The 16,657-nt window shown below is 72.1% G+C and carries 15 protein-coding genes; 7 read left to right on the plus strand and 8 right to left on the minus strand.

Going from position 1 to position 16,657, the window contains the following annotated elements; all coding sequences use genetic code 11:
- Positions 1 to 1,323: an MFS transporter gene (locus AB0878_RS41015; RefSeq protein ID WP_366587007.1), complete on the minus strand. Its 1,323-nt coding sequence runs from the start codon at positions 1,321 to 1,323 to the stop codon at positions 1 to 3.
- A 131-nt stretch (positions 1,324 to 1,454) separates the two neighbouring features.
- Between AB0878_RS41015 and AB0878_RS41020 the strand changes: the two genes are divergently transcribed.
- On the plus strand, positions 1,455 to 2,489 hold the full coding sequence (locus AB0878_RS41020; protein ID WP_366587010.1) for a substrate-binding domain-containing protein: 1,035 nt from the start codon (positions 1,455 to 1,457) through the stop codon (positions 2,487 to 2,489).
- A gap of 35 nt (positions 2,490 to 2,524) precedes the next feature.
- On the opposite strand, the gene AB0878_RS41025 is transcribed toward AB0878_RS41020, so the two are convergent.
- The 4 genes from AB0878_RS41025 to AB0878_RS41040 are packed head-to-tail and all read right to left on the minus strand — an operon-like array spanning position 2,525 to position 6,673.
- Positions 2,525 to 3,412 carry an amidohydrolase family protein gene (locus AB0878_RS41025; protein WP_366587012.1) on the minus strand — a complete coding sequence of 296 codons (888 nt, stop codon included), beginning with the start codon at positions 3,410 to 3,412 and terminating at the stop codon, positions 2,525 to 2,527.
- Positions 3,409 to 4,425, minus strand: a complete 1,017-nt coding sequence (locus AB0878_RS41030) for an amidohydrolase family protein (protein ID WP_366587014.1) — start codon at positions 4,423 to 4,425, stop codon at positions 3,409 to 3,411. Before AB0878_RS41030 ends, AB0878_RS41025 begins: the two co-directional genes overlap by 4 nt.
- Positions 4,422 to 5,315 carry a DUF1932 domain-containing protein gene (locus tag AB0878_RS41035; RefSeq protein ID WP_366587017.1) on the minus strand — a complete coding sequence of 298 codons (894 nt, stop codon included), beginning with the start codon at positions 5,313 to 5,315 and terminating at the stop codon, positions 4,422 to 4,424. The genes AB0878_RS41030 and AB0878_RS41035 overlap by 4 nt, the downstream gene beginning before the upstream one ends.
- Positions 5,312 to 6,673 (minus strand): MFS transporter, encoded by a 1,362-nt coding sequence (locus AB0878_RS41040; RefSeq protein WP_366587020.1) that lies wholly within the window; start codon positions 6,671 to 6,673, stop codon positions 5,312 to 5,314. The genes AB0878_RS41035 and AB0878_RS41040 overlap by 4 nt, the downstream gene beginning before the upstream one ends.
- 158 nt (positions 6,674 to 6,831) lie before the next feature.
- Here AB0878_RS41040 and AB0878_RS41045 point away from each other — a divergent pair, with 158 nt between their 5' ends.
- From AB0878_RS41045 to AB0878_RS41055, 3 genes are read left to right on the plus strand one after another with little or no spacing between them, the layout of a single operon-like run.
- Positions 6,832 to 7,485: a GntR family transcriptional regulator gene (locus tag AB0878_RS41045; RefSeq protein WP_366587023.1), complete on the plus strand. Its 654-nt coding sequence runs from the start codon at positions 6,832 to 6,834 to the stop codon at positions 7,483 to 7,485.
- Between the two features lie 17 nt (positions 7,486 to 7,502).
- A complete protein-coding gene (locus AB0878_RS41050; protein ID WP_366587025.1) occupies positions 7,503 to 8,207 on the plus strand; it encodes a 4-carboxy-4-hydroxy-2-oxoadipate aldolase/oxaloacetate decarboxylase in 705 nt (234 codons plus the stop codon).
- Positions 8,204 to 9,262, plus strand: coding sequence for a 4-oxalomesaconate tautomerase (locus AB0878_RS41055; RefSeq protein WP_366587027.1), 1,059 nt, complete (start codon positions 8,204 to 8,206; stop codon positions 9,260 to 9,262). Before AB0878_RS41050 ends, AB0878_RS41055 begins: the two co-directional genes overlap by 4 nt.
- Before the next feature lie 23 nt (positions 9,263 to 9,285).
- Here AB0878_RS41055 and AB0878_RS41060 read toward each other — a convergent pair whose 3' ends face one another.
- The gene (locus tag AB0878_RS41060) at positions 9,286 to 10,482 is read right to left on the minus strand and encodes an MFS transporter (protein WP_366587029.1); all 1,197 of its coding nucleotides are present in this window, start codon (positions 10,480 to 10,482) and stop codon (positions 9,286 to 9,288) included.
- Positions 10,483 to 10,653: 171 nt separating this feature from the next.
- Here AB0878_RS41060 and AB0878_RS41065 point away from each other — a divergent pair, with 171 nt between their 5' ends.
- A complete protein-coding gene (locus tag AB0878_RS41065) occupies positions 10,654 to 11,568 on the plus strand; it encodes a helix-turn-helix domain-containing protein (RefSeq protein WP_366587031.1) in 915 nt (304 codons plus the stop codon).
- A 10-nt stretch (positions 11,569 to 11,578) separates the two neighbouring features.
- On the plus strand, positions 11,579 to 12,349 hold the full coding sequence (locus AB0878_RS41070; RefSeq protein ID WP_366587033.1) for a nitroreductase/quinone reductase family protein: 771 nt from the start codon (positions 11,579 to 11,581) through the stop codon (positions 12,347 to 12,349).
- 3 nt (positions 12,350 to 12,352) lie between these two features.
- Here the strand turns inward: AB0878_RS41070 and AB0878_RS41075 are convergent, their stop codons facing one another.
- The gene (locus AB0878_RS41075; RefSeq protein WP_366587036.1) at positions 12,353 to 13,375 is read right to left on the minus strand and encodes an alpha/beta hydrolase-fold protein; all 1,023 of its coding nucleotides are present in this window, start codon (positions 13,373 to 13,375) and stop codon (positions 12,353 to 12,355) included.
- Between the two features lie 147 nt (positions 13,376 to 13,522).
- Between AB0878_RS41075 and AB0878_RS41080 the strand changes: the two genes are divergently transcribed.
- On the plus strand, positions 13,523 to 15,772 hold the full coding sequence (locus AB0878_RS41080) for an FUSC family protein (protein WP_366587039.1): 2,250 nt from the start codon (positions 13,523 to 13,525) through the stop codon (positions 15,770 to 15,772).
- A gap of 378 nt (positions 15,773 to 16,150) precedes the next feature.
- On the opposite strand, the gene AB0878_RS41085 is transcribed toward AB0878_RS41080, so the two are convergent.
- Positions 16,151 to 16,549: a DUF302 domain-containing protein gene (locus tag AB0878_RS41085; protein ID WP_366587041.1), complete on the minus strand. Its 399-nt coding sequence runs from the start codon at positions 16,547 to 16,549 to the stop codon at positions 16,151 to 16,153.
- Positions 16,550 to 16,657: the final 108 nt, after the last annotated feature.

Raw genomic sequence — 16,657 nt, forward strand, 5'->3', positions numbered from 1 at the left:
TCAGACCTCCTGCTTCGGGCCGGACACGGAAACCAGCGCCCGCCGCTCGGGCCGCCAGACGAGCAGGATCACCGTGACCGCCAGGATCGCGACCACCGACATCGCCGCGAGCCACAACAGGCCGCCGTCGAAGCTGCCGGTCTTCGCGTCGATCGCCCCGATCACCGCCGGGTTCACGACGCTGGAGAGGTTGCCGAGCGCATTGATCAGCGCGATGCCACCCGCGGCCGCCGCCCCGGTGAGGATCGCCGTCGGCAGGCCCCAGAACGTCGGCAGCACCCCGAACACGCCGAACGCCGCCACGCACAGCGCCACGAGCTTCACCACCGGCGCGTCGAACAGCGCCGACGCGACCAGCCCGACCAGCGACACGCCGAGCGCGACGTAGAGGCTCGTCGCCCGCAGCCCCGGCCGGTCGGCCAGGCGCCCGAGCACCAGCATGCCGAGGAGCCCGAACACGTACGGGATCGCGGCGACGAACGTGGTCGCGGTGTTCCCCAGCCCGAACGGCTTGAGGATCTGCGGCAGGAACGTGGACACTGCGCCGTTGAGGTTCGTCAGGCCGTAGTACGCCACGGCGAACATCAGCACCTTCGGGCTCAGCAGCGTTTTCAGCACCTTGCGCCGGGTGCTGCCGCTCCCGCCGAGCGCTTCCTTTTCCGCGGCCTCGCGCGCCAGCGTGGCGGTGAGCCACGCGCGTTCCTCCTCGTCGAGGAACTTCGCCTTGTCCGGGCTCTTCGGCAGCAGCCACGGCATCAGGATCCCCATCAGCACGGCGGGCACGCCCTCGATCAGGTACACCCACTGCCAGCCGTGCAGGCCGAGCCAGCCTTCGAGGTTGAGGATCAGGCCCGACAGCGGGGTGCCGATGATCAGCGCCACCGGGATGCCGGCGGTGAACGTCGCCATGATGCGGCCGCGGTGCGCGGCGGGGAACCACAGCGTCAGGTAGAAGATCACGCCCGGGAAGAAGCCGGCCTCGGCCGCGCCGAGCAGCGCGCGTGCGACGTAGAGGCTCGGCACGTCCCACACCAGCGCGTGGGCGGCGGAGATGATCCCCCAGGTCACGAGGATGCGCGCGATCCACCAGCGCGCCCCGAACCGGGCCATCGCGAGGTTCGAGGGCACCTCGAGCAGCACGTACGGCACGAAGAACACGCTCGCGGCGAACCCGAACGCCGCCGCGCCGATCCCCAGGTCGGCGTTCATCGTGAGCGCCGCGACCCCCAGGTTCGCGCGGTCGATGATCGCCAGGAAGTAGCCGATGATCAGCACGGGCAGCAGTCTCAGCGACAGCTTCCGCACCACACGTGACTCGAGCATGGATCCTCCGCCCACGGGCAACCGGACGCCTCGGCGCGTCCACCGGAAACGTTACCGGAAACGTTTCCGGGGCGCCAGTGGGTGATCCACCCGCGATACTGTGAGCGACAACCTGAAGGGATGGGGGACGCATGGGCCGGGTCGGGATCCGGGAGCTGGCGGCCGAGCTCGGCATGTCGATCAGCACCGTGTCGCGCGCGATGAACGCGCGCGGCGAGGTCAGCGACGCCACGCGCGAGCGCGTCCGCTCGGCCGCGGAGCGCCTCGGCTACCAGCCGAACCAGTCCGGCCGCACACTGCGCCGCGGCGCGACCGGCACCGTCGCGCTCGTGATGCAGACCAACACCGCGCGCACCGCGATGGGCGAGACGTTCTACTTCAGCGTCTGCGACGGCCTGCAGCAGGAGCTCGCGAAACGCTCGATGGACCTGGTGCTGCTGCCGGTCGGGCCGGCCAAGGATCCCTACCGGTACCTGGTCAACGCCGTCGACCGGCACATCGCGGACGCCTACGTCATCTCCAACACCCACCGCGTCGACCGGCGGGTGGAGCTGCTGACCGAGCGCGGCGTGCCGTTCGTGGCCCTCGGCCGCGGCGGGCCCGAGGGCCACGCGTGGCTCGACCTGGACTTCGAGGGTGTCGCGGCGGAGACGGTGGAGCGGCTCGTGGCCGCCGGACACACCCGGATCGCCCTGGCCTACGACGACGGAGAGGTCAACAGCACCTGGGAGTACACCCGCGGCTGCCGGCAGGCGCTGGCCGCGCACGGGCTCGAGCCGGCCGCCGAGATCCGCCTGCCCGACACGCCCGAGGGCGGCGGGCTGCTCGCCGAACGACTGCTGGCGATGGCACCGGCACCGACGGCCGTGATGCTGGCGCAGGAGACGCTCGCGCTCGGGCTCTACCGGCGCTTCGCCGAAGCCGGTGTGCGGCCGGGCGCCGACCTGGCCGTGGTGGGGTTCCGCAAGAACCCGGTGTGCGACTACCTCGTGCCGTCGCTGACGACGTTCGCGGTGTCCTTGGAGGCCTACGGGCGGCGGCTCGGCGAGATCGTGCTCGCCCGGGTCGCATCGGCGAAGGACCCGGTGCAGGAGGTCTGGCCGATGACGATCTCACCCGGCGACAGTGACACCGCTCCCCCGCGTGCCGCCGAACGGCTGGGCTGAGCCGGGCCGTCCACTTCGGACGACCCGGCCCGGTCTCAGCCGACCCAGTAGAGCCGCATCGGGTTGTCCACCAACAGTTTCTGCCGCGCTTCGGCGCTCGGCGCGATGCGGGGCACGAAGTCGACCAGCGTGCCGTCGTCGGGCATGTGGCTCTTCATGTTGGGGTGCGGCCAGTCCGTGCCCCACAGGACGCGGTCCGGGAACTCCTCCACGAGCGCGCGGCCGAAGGGCACCACGTCGTCGTACGGCGGCCCGGCCACCGTGAGGCGTTCCGGGCCGGTGACCTTCACGTGGAAGTTCGGGTGCTCGCGCAGCAGCGTGCGGAACCGGCCGAACTCCGGGCCGTCGACGGGTTTCGTCACGTCCGGGCGGCCCATGTGGTCCACCAGCACCGTGGTCGGCAGCGAGGTGAACAGATCCCACTTCTCGGCGAGGTCAGCGGCCTCGAAGTAGATCACGATGTGCCAGCCCAGCGGCGCGATCCGTGCGACCAGGTCGTGGTAGTACGCGTCGGGCTTCGGGTCCACGAGCCGGCGCACGAAGTTCAGCCGGATGCCGCGCACGCCGGCCGCGTGCAGCCGGGCGAGCTCCTCGTCGGACTCGGTGCCGCGGATCGTCGCGATGCCCCGCGCACGCTCGCCCGCGGCGCCGAGCGCGTCGACCAGCGCACTGTTGTCGGCGCCGTGGCAGGTCGCCTGCACGATCACCTGGCGCTCGATGCCCAGGAAGTCGCGCAGCGCGAACAGCTGCTCCTTGCCCGCGTCGGTCGGCGTGTACTTGCGTTCCGGGGCGTACGGGAACACCTCGCCCGGGCCGAACACGTGCGTGTGCACGTCGACGGTGCCGGGCGGCAGCACGAAGACCGGCTTCGAGGGGTCCGGGTCGTAGGAGAGCCAGCCGGGGTCGGCCGTGAACGCGCTCACACCCCCCTCGCCTTCAGGGTCTGGTCCAGGCGCGGGTAGACGCGGCGCACGTTGCCCTCGTACACCTTCGTCTTGTCCTCTTCGGACAGTCCGAGCGCGTCGACGTAGCGGCGGGTGTCGTCGAAGTGGTGCCCGGTGCGCGAGTCGATGCCCCGCACGGCGCCGACCATCTCCGAGCCGAACAGCACGTTGTCCACGTTGATCACGTCGAACAGCAGGTTGATGCCCGGCTGGTGGTACACGCAGGTGTCGAAGAAGACGTTGGGCATGACGCCTTCGTCGGGCTCCGGGCGGCCGAGCATGTCGGCGAGCCCGCGGTAGCGGCCCCAGTGGTACGGCACCGCTCCCCCGCCGTGCGGGATCACGAAGCGCAGGCCCGGGAAGTCGGTGAACAGGTCCGACTGCAGGAACTGCATGAACGCCGTGGTGTCGGCGTTGAGGTAATGCGCGCCCGTGGCGTGGAAGCTCGGGTTGTCCGAGGCAGACACGTGCACCATGGCCGGCACGTCGAGCTCCACCATGGCCTCGTAGAACGGGTACCAGCTCTTGTCCGTGAGCGGCGGCGCGGTCCAGTGCCCGCCGCTCGGGTCGGGGTTGAGGTTGCAGCCGACGAACCCGAGCTCCTCCACGCAGCGGCGCAGCTCGGCGACCGAGTGCTCCACCGGCACGCCGGGCGACTGCGGCAGCTGGCAGACGCCGATGAACTTGTCCGGGTACAGCTGCGTGACGCGGTGCACGAGGTCGTTGTTGACCCGCGCCCACTCGGTGCTCACGGCCTCGTCACCGATGTGGTGACCCATCGCCGAAGCGCGCGGCGAGAACACGGTGAGGTCGACGCCGCGGTCGGCCATCAGCGCCAGCTGACCCTGCACGGATTCGCGCAGCTCGTCGTCGCCGATCGCCGGGTAGGCCGGGGCGACCGTGCCCGCGTCGTACGCGGCGCGCTGCGCGTCCCGCCAGCTCGTGTGGGCCGCGGGCACGGTCGTGTAGTGGCCGTGACAGTCGATGATCACTCGGTGCCGCCTTTCGGGTCTTCTTCGGACATTCGCGTGCGGACCGCGTCGAGCAGCGGCAGCAGCCGCGCCTCCAGCTCGCCGAGGTCCGCGGGCCGGTGGGCCGCCGCCCAGTCCTGGCGGCGCGCGATCGCCTCCGCCATCACGGGCTCGACACCCGTCTCGGCCACGGTCACCGCGGCCTCCCGCAGCTCTTCGGCCCGGCGGACGCCGTGCTCCAGCGAGCGGGAGATCATGTACGCGGCGAGGCTTTCCCAGTCGTCGCCGGGCAGCAGGTTCGACAGCGACCCGAGCACGCGCCCCTCCACGCCCCACTCGCGCGCGGCGAGCAGCGACTCGGTGAGCAGGGCCTCGACACCCTTGATCACCACGGAGCGGCACAGTTTGGTGGCCGCGGCCCGGCCGACCACGTCGGCGTAGACCTCCAGCCCGCTGAAGCCGAGCGGACGCGCGAACTCCGCGAACTCGGCCGCGTGCGGGCCGCCGAGCAGCATCGGGGCCGCGAGCCGCTTGGGGTTGATCGGCGACATCACGGCCGCCTCGACGTAGCGGCCGCCGGCCTGCTCGATCACCTCGGCCGAGGCCTGCTTCTGGCCGGGTGCCGCGGAGTTGAGGTCGAGGAACCAGCAGCCCGCGGGCAGCCCGTCGGCGATCGACCTGGCCGCCGTGAGGTCGTTGGCCGCGGTCACGGCGCTGATCACCAGATCGGCGTCGCGTACGGCGTCGTGCGCGTCCACCGCGGACGCCAGCCCGAACCGTCCGGCGTTGCGCGCGGCCGCGCTCACCGGGTCCGCCAGCGCCACGTCCCACACGGTGAGCTCCACCCCGGTGAGGTCTTCCGCCAGCACGGAACCCACCTCGCCGAGGCCCAGCAGGGCGATGGTCGTCATGCGGTCACCGGCTTCACCTGCGGCCGGCCCGCGACCGCGACGCCGAGGTCGACGTCCTTGGTCTCCGGGCCGATCAGCGAGCCGACGAACACGAGCGCGCCACCGAGCACCAGCAGCGCCGCGGCCGTGAAGCCCGACGGCATGATGTGCTCCAGCCAGCCCTGGTAGTAGGCGTAGAACGAGGTCAGGATCAGCGGCATGCTGTAGCCGAGGCCGAACCCGCTGCCGCGCACCGCGGGCGGGAACCGCTCACACAGGTACGACGGCGTGACGGCGAACGTGCTGCCGCCCGAAATCCGGATCACGAACGTGAGCAGCAGCACCGCGCCGAAACCCGAGTACCAGCCGAGGCTGATCGTCGCGAACGCGCCGGCGCACACCACGCCGATGCCGATGCCGGACCACGCGAGGAACTTGCGGCGGCCGATCTTCTCCGACAGCGCCCCCAGGAACGGGAACAGCACGGAGTGGATGGCCTGCACGATCACCAGCGCGGCCGTCACCTGCGTCGCCGACACGTGCGCCTGGTACTGCAGCGCGCTCGGCAACAGGCCGGAGGCCAGGTTGGACGCGAACCAGATGCCGCTCATGATCACGAAGACCTGGAGGAACTGCTTGCGCGAGGAACCCACGAGCACGTCGCGGATCGGCGTGCGCGACTTCTTCGCCGACTTCCACGTCTCGGACTCCTCGACCGTGCGCGAGAAGTACACGCAGAACACCGCGCACAGCGCCGCACCCACGAGGAACGGCACGCGCCAGCCCCACTGCGAGTAGGCCGAGTCGGGGCCGCCCGAGGGCGTGATCCGCAGCATGATGAACGTCACCAGCGAGATCGCGCAGTACGAGATCGGGAAGCCCATGCCCACGAGGCCGCCGTACCAGCCGCGCTTGCCGGTGGGCACCGCCTCCATCGCCAGCGGCGTGGCGCCGGTGTACTCGCCGCCGAGGAACACGCCGTCGATCAGGCGCAGCACCACCATCAGCACGACGCCGAGCAGGCCCACGGCGTGGTAGCCGGGCAGCAGCGCGATCAGCAGCGTGCAGATGCCACAGCCGGTGATCGACCACAGCGTCACGCGGCGGCGCCCCACCTTGTCGGCCAGGCGGCCGAAGATGAGCGAACCGAGCGGCCGGCCGATGAGGGTGGCCACGAAGATCAGCGACGTGATCACGGCCCGGCTGCCCGGGGACACCGCGGGCGGGAGGAAGTAGTTCATCGCAGGCGTGAGCGCCACCACCGGCAGGTAGACGTCGAACATGTCGACGAAAAAGCCGAAGGAAGCGCCGATCACGGCGTTGCGGGTCGAGGTCTTCGCCCCTCGGGCAGCGGGCGGTGACGTGGCCGGTCCGGTCATCGTCGAGATCATCTCCTGTCGTGCCGGGCGCGTCATCGCGGCCGGGGTGGTCCCGGGGAACGTAACTCGCCGACCCGGATCGTCACAAGAGTCGTCTACGAAATTGTTGACAATCTCGTATGGGATGCTTAGCGTCACCATCGAGGAGAGGAGCCGGGATGACCACGACGCCGAAGGAAGGGGAGGCCGGCAAGCACGCGGCGCTCGACGCGCTGCGGGCCGCCCTGCTGGCAGGCGATGTCGTCCCGGGGCAGCGGCTGGTGGAGGCCGAGCTGGCCGAGACCTTCGGCGTCACGCGCGCGAGCATGCGCGCGGCCTTGATCGACCTGACCGCGGAAGGCCTGGTGGAGCGCATCCCGCACCGCGGGGCCCGGGTGCGGGTGGTGTCGATCGAGGAGGCCGTGGCCATCACCGAGTGCCGCATGGTGCTCGAGGGCCTGTGCGCGGCCAAGGCGGCGGAGAAGGTGACCGACGACGAGATCGACTCGCTGCGCGAGCTGGCGGGGCGGCTCCGGGCCGCCGTCGACGAGGGCGAGTCGATGAAGTACTCGGAGCTCAACCGCGAGCTGCACCGCACGGTGCGCGAGATCGCGGGGCAGTCCGTGGCGGCGGAGCTGCTGGAGCGGCTCCACGGCCAGATCGTCCGCCACCAGTTCCGGCTCGCCATGCGCGCGGGCCGGCCGCACGTGTCGCTGCCCGAGCACCTGGCGATCATCGAGGCGATCGCCCGCCGCGACCCGGACGCCGCCGAACAAGCGGCCCGGGCGCACCTGCGCAGCGTGATCACCGCGCTGCGCGAGACCGACAACTGAGCGATGGAGCAGGCTGAATGAACACAGTGGTCGTGACCGACGTCCCCCGGGCGCCCGGCGAGAAGATCGACGAGCTGGCCGGCTTCGGCGTCGCCACGGTGCACGAAGCACTGGGGCGCACGGGATACCTGGGCACCGAGCACCGGCCGCTGCACCGCGGCTCGCGCATCGGCGGCTCGGCCGTGACGGCACTGTGCTGGCCCGGCGACAACATGATGATCCACGCGGCCGTGGAGCAGTGCCGGCCGGGCGACATCCTCGTCGTCACCACCACTTCCCCGTCCACGGACGGGATGTTCGGCGAGCTGCTGGCCACCTCGCTCGTGTCGCGCGGGGTGCGCGGACTCGTGATCGACGCGGGCGTGCGTGATGTCGCGGAGCTGAAGGAGATGGGCTTCCCGGTGTGGTCGCGGGCGATCAGCGCCCAGGGCACCGTGAAGGCGACGGCCGGTTCGGTGAACGTGCCGGTGACCGTCGGCGGGCAGACGATCCGCCCGGGCGACGTGATCCTGGCCGACGACGACGGTGTGCTGTGCGTGCCGCAGCGCGACATCGACCGGGGCATCACCGCCTCGAAGGCCCGGCTGGCCAAGGAGGAAGCGACCCGGGCCGCGCTGGCCGGCGGCGAGCTGGGGCTCGACCGCTACAACCTGCGCGAGAAGCTCGAGTCGCTCGGCGTGCGCTACCTGACTGCCGAGGAGTACGCGAAGGAGCAGGCGTGAGCGGCCTGCCCTGCCTGCTGATGCGTGGCGGCACGTCCAAGGGCGCGTACTTCCGCGCCGAGGACCTGCCCGCCGACGCGGCGGAGCGCGACGACCTGCTGCTGCGCGTCATGGGCAGCCCCGACCCGCGTCAGATCGACGGTATCGGCGGCGCCCACCCGCTCACCAGCAAGGTCGCGGTGGTGTCGCCGAGCACCTCGCCCGACGCGGACGTCGACTACCTGTTCCTGCAGCTCGGCGTGGCCGAGGCGACGGTGAGCGACCGGCAGAACTGCGGGAACCTGCTCGCGGGCGTCGGCCCGTTCGCGGTGGAACGCGGCCTCGTGCCGGCCGGAGACGGTGAGACGACCGTGCGGATCCGCATGGTCAACTCCGACAGCACCGCCGTCGCCCGGTTCCCCACGCCCGGTGGGGTCGTGGAGTACGCCGGTGACACGGCGATCTCCGGCGTGCCCGGCACCGCGGCGCCGGTGGTGCTCGACTTCGCCGACACCGCCGGGTCGACGGGCCACGGCCTGCTCCCGACCGGGCACCTCGTGGACACCGTGGACGGTGTGCCGGTGACCTGTGTGGACAACGGCATGCCCGTGGTCGTCGCGCGGGCCGCCGACTTCGGGCTCACCGGCTACGAATCGGTCGAGCAGCTCAAGGCCGACACCGCGCTGCGCGAGCGGATCCAGTCGCTGCGCCTGCAAGCCGCCGAGCTGATGGGCCTCGGCGACGTGCGCGACAGCTCGGTCCCCAAGACCACGCTCGTCGCGCCGCCCGTGGACGGCGGCACGATCTGCACCCGCACGTTCATCCCGCTCGAACCGCACACGTCGATCGGCGTGCTCGGGGCCGTCAGCGTGGCCACGGCGCTCCTGCTGGACGGCGCCGTCGGCCACGAGCTGGCGAAGCTGCCCGGCACCTCGCGCATCGACGTCGAGCACCCGACCGGCCACCTGCAGGTCGAGGTCGAGGTGGACGCGGGCGAGACCCCGCCGCGGGTTCGCCGCAGCGGGGTCGTGCGCACGGCCCGGAAGTTGTTCGACGGCACGGTTTTCCCGCGCTGACGCCGTTTCTCCGGGGGCGCCGCTCAGGCGCCCCCGGGGAACGCGTGCCTGCGTCCGCCGACCACCGCGACCGCCGAGAAGACCAGCAGCACCAGCGAAGCCCACGTGATCGACGCCGTGCCCAGGCCCGCGATCAGGAGCCCGCCGGCGAGACCGCCGAGCGCGATCGAGCCGGAGAAGAACGAGATCACGATCGACTGCGCGACGTCGGCGGCCTCGGCCGTCGCGGTGATCGCGGCGCCGATGAACAGGCTGGGCGAGCTGCCGAACGCCAGTCCCCACGCCGCCGCGGCGACGTACACGAGCGCGGGCACACCCGAGAGCACCGCCAGGACCAGCACGCTCACCCCGAACAGCAGGGTGCTCGCGACGATCAGCTTGCGCAGGTGGTGGTCGATGTGCGCGCCGACCACGACCACGCTGAGCACCGACGTGACCCCGAAGGCGAACAGCACCCACCCGGCCTGGCTCTCCATGCCCGCGAACCGCAGGAAGTCGGTCACGTAGGTGTAGAGGATGTTGTGCGCCACCATGTACGTGGTGAGTGCGAACAGGATCGTGCGCAGCCCCGGCATCGCGAGGACCTGGCGCAGCGTGAACCGTTCGTGGCCCGCCTGGCCGGGCAGGTTCGCCAGGTTCACGACGAACCACAGCATGTTCAGCACGCTCAGCGCGGCCGAGACCCAGAACGCCGTCTGCCAGCCGCCGAAGGTGCTCAGCCACGTGCCGACCGGGACGCCGAGGGCCAGCGAGATCGGCGTGCCCGCCAGTGCGATCGCGATCGCACGCCCCTGCACGCTCGGCGGCGACAGGCGCGCTGCGTACCCGGCGAGCTGCGTCCAGACCAGCGCGGTGCCGAGGCCGGCGACGAACCGGATCACCATCGTGAGGGTGTAATCGGTGGACAACGCCGTGAGCGCGTTGGTGATCGCCACGGTGCCCAGCGCGACCTGCAGCACGGTCTTGCGCGACCACTTCGCGGTCAGGCGCGAGAGCGGGATCGCGGCGAGCGCGGTGGCGGCGGCGTAGACGGTGACGATCTGGCCGGTGGCCGCGACGCTCGTGTGCAGGGTCCGGCTGATCTCGGGCAGCAGGCCGGCCGGCAGGCACTCGGTGAGGATGCCGATGAACCCGGCGAGGAACAGCCCGAACAGGGCCTTCCCCGGGAGCCGGTCCCGGCTGCGCGCGGTGGCGGGCGAAGCTGTGGTGGTTTCGGTCATCTCACTGATCCCTCTTCCCGGTGCCGGGCCACTCGGCGGGCACGGGTTCACTGTGCGCCGGGCGCGAGGGGTTACCCAGGTGCCCGTTTCGCGTACGTCCGGCGTGCCTACTACTGGCAGGGACAGGCTCAGGAGCAGCGGTTTCGTGGCCCGGGCGCGATACTGAGGGACATGGCGACGCACCCGAACACCGAGCCGGCGCTGGATCCGCGCGCGGAGCTGAGCGAATTCCTGCGCTCGCGGCGCGCCCGGCTGAAGCCGGCCGACGTCGGGCTGCCCGAGTACGGCCGGCGCCGGCGCGTGCCGGGGCTGCGGCGCGAGGAGCTCGCCCAGCTGGCCGGGGTTTCCGTCGCGTACTACACGCGGCTGGAGCAGGGCAACGGCCGCAACGTCTCGCTCGAGGTGCTCAACGCGATCTCCACCGCGCTGCACCTGTCGGAGACCGAACACGCGCACCTGCTGCACCTGGCCAAGCCGCAGCGGCGCAACCGGCCGGCGCCGCGGCGCCGGCAGCAGGTGCGGCCGGTGCTGCAGACGATGCTGGACGCGATCGAGAGCGTGCCCGCGTACGTGTGGGGCCGGCGCACCGACGTGCTCGCGTGGAACAAGACGGCGTCGGCGCTGTTCGGCGACTGGGCCGCGCGGGCGCCGGAGGACCGCAACTGGGCCCGCATCGTCTTCCTGGATCCGGCCGCGCGCAGCCTGTACGCGGACTGGCGCACGAAGGCGGCCGACGTCGTCGGGCAGCTGCGGCTCGACGCCGGGCAGCACCCGAACGACCCGCTGCTCACCGAGCTGGTCGGGGAACTGTCGGTGAAGAGCGACGAGTTCCGCACGATGTGGGCCGAACACGACGTGAAGCGCAAAACGCACGCGACGATGCGGCTGCGGCACCCGCTCGTCGGCGAGCTGACGTTGTTCTACGAGACGTTCACCCTGCCCGAGGACCAGGACCAGGCGTTGTCGGTGTACCACACCGAACCCGGTTCGAAGTCGCAGGAAGCGTTGCGGCTGCTGGCCAGCTGGGGCCCGGACGCGGCGGCCTCGGCCGAGCACGCTCACGCGTCGGAGGCTTCGGAGCACTAGCCTGGACCGTGTGACCTCCGCCTACACGTCCACTGTGGACATCGCCCGGCCCGCCGGCGACGAGCGCACCGCCGAGCAGTGGGCGCGCGCCGCCTGGGAGGACGCGCCGGCGCCGCTGCGGGCGTTCCTGCGCGTCGGCTGGCGGTGCCTCGGCCTGCGGACCCGGCCGGGGCCGGGCCGCGTGCTCGGCTGGACGGTCGCGAGCTCCGAGCCCGGCCGGGTGGTGCTCGAAGCGCCGTCGAGCCTGCTGACCGTGCGCAACACCGTCGACGTCGGCTCACGGGTGCGCTGGACCACCACAGTGCGGTTCGACCGGGCGCCGGCCCGGGCGTTGTGGGCGATCGCGGCGCCCGTCCACGCGGTGGTCATCCCGTGGCGGCTGCGCGAGGCGGCCCGGCGCGGAAGTGGCCGGCACCGGCTGGTGACGACGTTCCAGCGTCGCGTCGGCAATCCGGTGCTGTCGCGGCTGCCCGGCCAGGTGCTGCTGGAGACCACGGGCCGCAGGTCGGGTCTCCCCCGCCACACGCCCGTCGGTGGGCGGCGCACGGGTGGCGAGTTCTGGCTGGTGTCCGAGTTCGGCACCCGCTCCCAGTACGTCCGCAACCTGCAGGCCGACCCGCGCGTCCGCGTACGGCTGCGCGGGCGCTGGCACCGCGGGACCGCCCACGTCCTCCCCGACGACGACGCCGTGGCCCGGCTGAAGTCGTTGCCGCGCTTGAACAGCCTCGGCGTGCGGGCCTTGGGCAACGACCTGCTGACGGTGCGCGTCGACCTGGAGTGAGCGCTAGCGGGCCAGCCGTTCGGCGAGCCACTTCAGGGCCAGGGGGTAGCGGTAGTCGATGCCGCCGTGGCCCGCGTCGAAGAGCTCGAAGTGCAGGCGGTCCTCGGGCAGGCCGGCTTTGAGGAGTTCGTCGCGGAACGCCGTGGCGCCGAGGTCGAGGAACCACTCGTCGCGGGTGCCGGCGTCGATCCAGACCGAGTCCAGGGAACGCAGCGTCTCGGCGTGGGCCGGCGCCATGCGGACCGGGTCCCAGGCGAGCCAGCGGTCCCAGACGTCCGGTCGGAGCACGCCGGTCACCGCGTCGAACGGCAGCTCGGGCGTGCCGTCCTCGCGTGCGGAGAAGCACGCGGCGACACCGAAGGCCACGAGCAGCGACTCGTCACCCGGCTTGGTGAACGGCGGGCGGGAGCGGAAGTCGTCCCACCAGCGGAAGATGTCGTGGTCGTAGTCGCGCAGCACGCGCACGGCCTTGCCGAACTCGGGCACGTACGACAGTTCGTAGAGGGTGTCGCCGGCGTGCGTGGCGAGCGCGCCGAACAGGTCGGGGCGCAGCATCGGGGTGATCATCGCGCCGAAACCGCCGGACGACTTGCCGGTGATCGCGCGGGACTCGCGCGCGGCGATGGTCCGGTAGTGCGCGTCGACCCACGGCACGATCTCGTCGCACAGGTACGAGTGGTAGCGGCCGGTGCCGGGCGAGTCGACGAACTGCGAGCCGCCGTAGGAGGTCCAGGCGTCGACGTAGACCACGATGCAGGGTGGCGCGCCGTCGGCGAAGACGGCGTCGGCCGTTTCCAGGTAGGGCTGCCGGAAGGCGGTGCGGTTGGCCCACATCGTGACCTGGCCGGTGTAGCCCTGGATCACGTGGATCACCGGATAGCGCGCGTCGGAATCGTCGTAGCCCGGCGGCACGTACACCCACAGGGGCCGCTCGTGCGGGTCGCCGAGCGGGTTGTCCCGCAGCAGCTCCGAGGTGAACGTGTGGCGGTCGAGCCGGCCGGCGAGCGGGGCGTCCCAGGGCAGCATGGGGACAGTCAACCAGGTCCGCGCGGTGGGTGGCGGCGTTCCACAGTGGATTCGGGCCCGGCCGGGGTTCTTGACACACGCGGTTTTGCCCGACCATGCTCGCGTCCGGGCCTGGTGCCCCCTCGACAGTGGGAGGCACGGCGGGCCATGACGGTTCTCGAGTGGCTGCGAAGCCGGGACAACAACCTCTCGGCGCTGCGCCGTACGGGCCGGGCCGCGATCATCCTGCCGTCGCTGTTCGCGGTCGGGAACCTGGTGCTGGGCAACGCGCTGACGGGCCTGTTCGCGTCGGTGGGATCGGTGGCGCTGCTGCTGTTCGTCGACTTCGGCGGGCCGATCCGCGACCGGGTGTTCGCCCAGGGCGCGCTCGTGCTCGCCGGCGGCTTGCTGATCTCGCTGGGCACGCTGGTGTCGCAGGTCGTGTGGCTCGCGGCGGTTTCCACGGTGGTGGTGGCGTTCGTGGTGCTGTTCGCCGCCGTGGTGAGCTCCGTGATCGCGAGTGCGACGACGTCGTTGCTCGTGTCGTTCATCCTGCCCGCGACGCTGCCCGGCTCGCTCGCCACGCTGCCCGACCGGCTGCTGGGCTGGGGCATGGCGGGGGTCGTGTCGATGGCCGCGATCGCCGTGCTGTGGCCCTCGCCGGTGCGCAACCCGCTGCGGCTCGCGACGGCGCGCGCGTGTGCGTTGCTGGCGCAGCGGCTGCGGATCGAGGTCGAGTGCGTGCGCTGCGGGTTCCTGCCGAACGTGGTGGCGCAGGTCGACGACGTCGTCGCGGAGTCGAGCACCGCCGTCGCCGCGCTGCGGCACTCGTTCTTCGGCACGCCCTACCGGCCGACGGGGCTGACGACCTCGACGCGCACGCTGGTGCGGCTCATCGACGAGGTCGTGTGGCTCGAGGAGATCCTGGCGCGGATGCCCGTCGCCGAGGGCCACGGCGCCACGACGGCGGCGGTGTCGGAGGTCAAGCTGGCCGCCGCCGTGCTGCTCGACCACGGCGCGGGGCTGCTGAAGGCGGTGGCTTCGGCGCCCGACGACCTGGTGGTCGAGCTCGCGCGGCTGCGGGACGCGCGCGGGGAGATGGAAGCCGTCGCGACGTCCGCGTTGCCGGATCCGGACACGGCGGAGTTCGTGACGTCGCTCGAACCGAGCTTCCGCGCGCAGGAGATGAGCTTCGCGATCTCGGCGATCGCGCAGAACATCGAGCTGACCGTGGCGGCGCGGGGGCGGACCTGGTGGGAGCACCTGATCGGGCGACGGCCGGACGGCGCGGGGTCGGCGTTGTCGTCGGTGCAGGAACGGACGGGCGCGCACGTCGCGTGGAACTCGGTGACGCTGCACAACAGCCTGCGGGGCGGCATCGCGCTCGGGGCGGCCGTGCTCATCGCGGAGCTGACCGGGGTGGAGCACTCGTTCTGGGTCGCGTTCGGCACGATGGCGGTGCTGCGGTCCAACGCGCTGAGCACCGGGCAGAGCGCGGTGCGCGCCTTGCTCGGCACCGTCGCGGGGATCGTGGTCGGCAGTGTGCTGATCCTGCTGCTCGGCCACGACACCGCGGTGTTCTGGGCGCTGCTGCCGATCGCGGTGGTGTTCACGGGGCTGGCGCCCGCCGTGATCTCGTTCGCGGCCGGGCAGGCCGGGTTCACGGTTTTGCTGTTGCTGCTGTTCTCCCTCATCCAGCCGGCCGGGCTGCGGATCGGGCTGGTGCGGGTGGAGGACGTGGCGCTCGGCTGCGCGGTCAGCCTCGTGGTGGGGATCGTGTTCTGGCCCCGCGGCGCCGCGGCCGAGCTGCGGCGCGCCGTCGCCGACGGCCTCGCCGAAAGCGCCCGCTACCTGCGCGGCGCCGTCGAGTACGGCGTGAGCCGCTGCGACGCGCTGGTCGCCCCGACCACCGAGCCCGGCGACGAGAACCGCCGCGCCGCCGCGGCGGCCCGTCGCCTGGACGACGCGTTCCGCGTTTTCCTCACCGAACGCGGGCCCAAGCACGTGCCCCTGGCCGACGTCGCGGCGATGATCACCGCGGTCGCCGTGCTCCGCCTGACCGCCGAGGCCGTGCTGGACCTGTGGCGCCGCGAAACCGGCGGCCCCGTCGGCGACCGCACCGCCGCGCGCACCGAGGTCCTCGCTGCGAGCGACGAACTGGCCCGCTGGTACGAAGCCACCGCCGCCGCCCTCATCGGCTCCGGCGTCCCCCCGCCCCTCAAGTCCCGCGACCCGGCCGCCGACGCCCGCCTCCTCACGGCCGTCCACCGCGACCTCTCCGGCGACGACCACCAGGGCACCGCCACCGCCGTGAAGATGATCTGGACCGCCGACCACCTCGACGCGGCCCGCCGCCTGCAGCCCACGCTGGTGGGCCCGGTGACCGCGGCTGCGCGGCATTCGTCGTTGTTGAGCTGAGGAGCAGCTTCGGGGCGCTGCCGAAGCGCGCCGGCGATGCCCAGTGTCCCGCGGCCACGAGGGCGGGCAGACCGTCACATCCGCGCCAGGTGTCCTGCGCACCGTTCAACGGCCTTCGCCCCATGCCCGCCCAGGTCGCTGCGCTCGTCGCTCCTGAGCGCCCGGCCGTTGCCTTTCGCGGCGAGCCCGAGCCGACCGCCGTTCAGCAGCCCCGGGCGCCCGTCGTCGCTGAGCTGCGCCAACTCGCCTCGCGCGGTGAAGCACCGTCGCGGCGAGAAGGGCCCGCCGATGCGGCGGCGGGCAGAGCGCCGCGCCCTGCCCGCCGTTCAACCGCCTTCGCACCAAGCCCACGCAGTTCGTGCGGTAGCCGGGCGACTCCTACTCCGTCGCCTTGCCCACCAGTGTCTCGAGGCCCTTGCCCAGTGCCGCCACCGCGGCGGCGCTGGCGGCGCCCAGGCTGTGGCGTTCGGCGAGCCAGCCGGCGTCGTTGTAGGTGACGTGGGTGGCGCCGTCCTCGTCTTCCCAGGCGAGGGCGCGCAGGGGCAGGTCGAGGCCGCTCGTGGGGCCGTCGGCGAGCAGCGGGGTGCCACCGCGGCCGTGGCCGAACACGAGCAGCTGCATGGGCCGCAGCTCGAGGCCCGCGGCGACCGCGTTGGCCGCGTGGTCGATGCGCGCGAACACGATCAATCCCGCGCCTTCGGCCAGCGAAACGAGCCGGTCCACGGTCTCGCCCACTCCTCGGCTGCTCGCGACCGTCACCAGGCCTTCTCCCGCCATCACCACTCCTTCGTCCGCGCCGGGTTCCCGCGTGGACGGTACTCCCCCGCGTTATTCCCGATCGGGCGGGAAAACCCGGGCTTTCCCAATGGCTGGTTCCGGCTGCCG

The sequence above is a fragment of the Amycolatopsis sp. NPDC047767 genome, from assembly GCF_040704195.1.
Lineage (GTDB): Bacteria > Actinomycetota > Actinomycetes > Mycobacteriales > Pseudonocardiaceae > Amycolatopsis.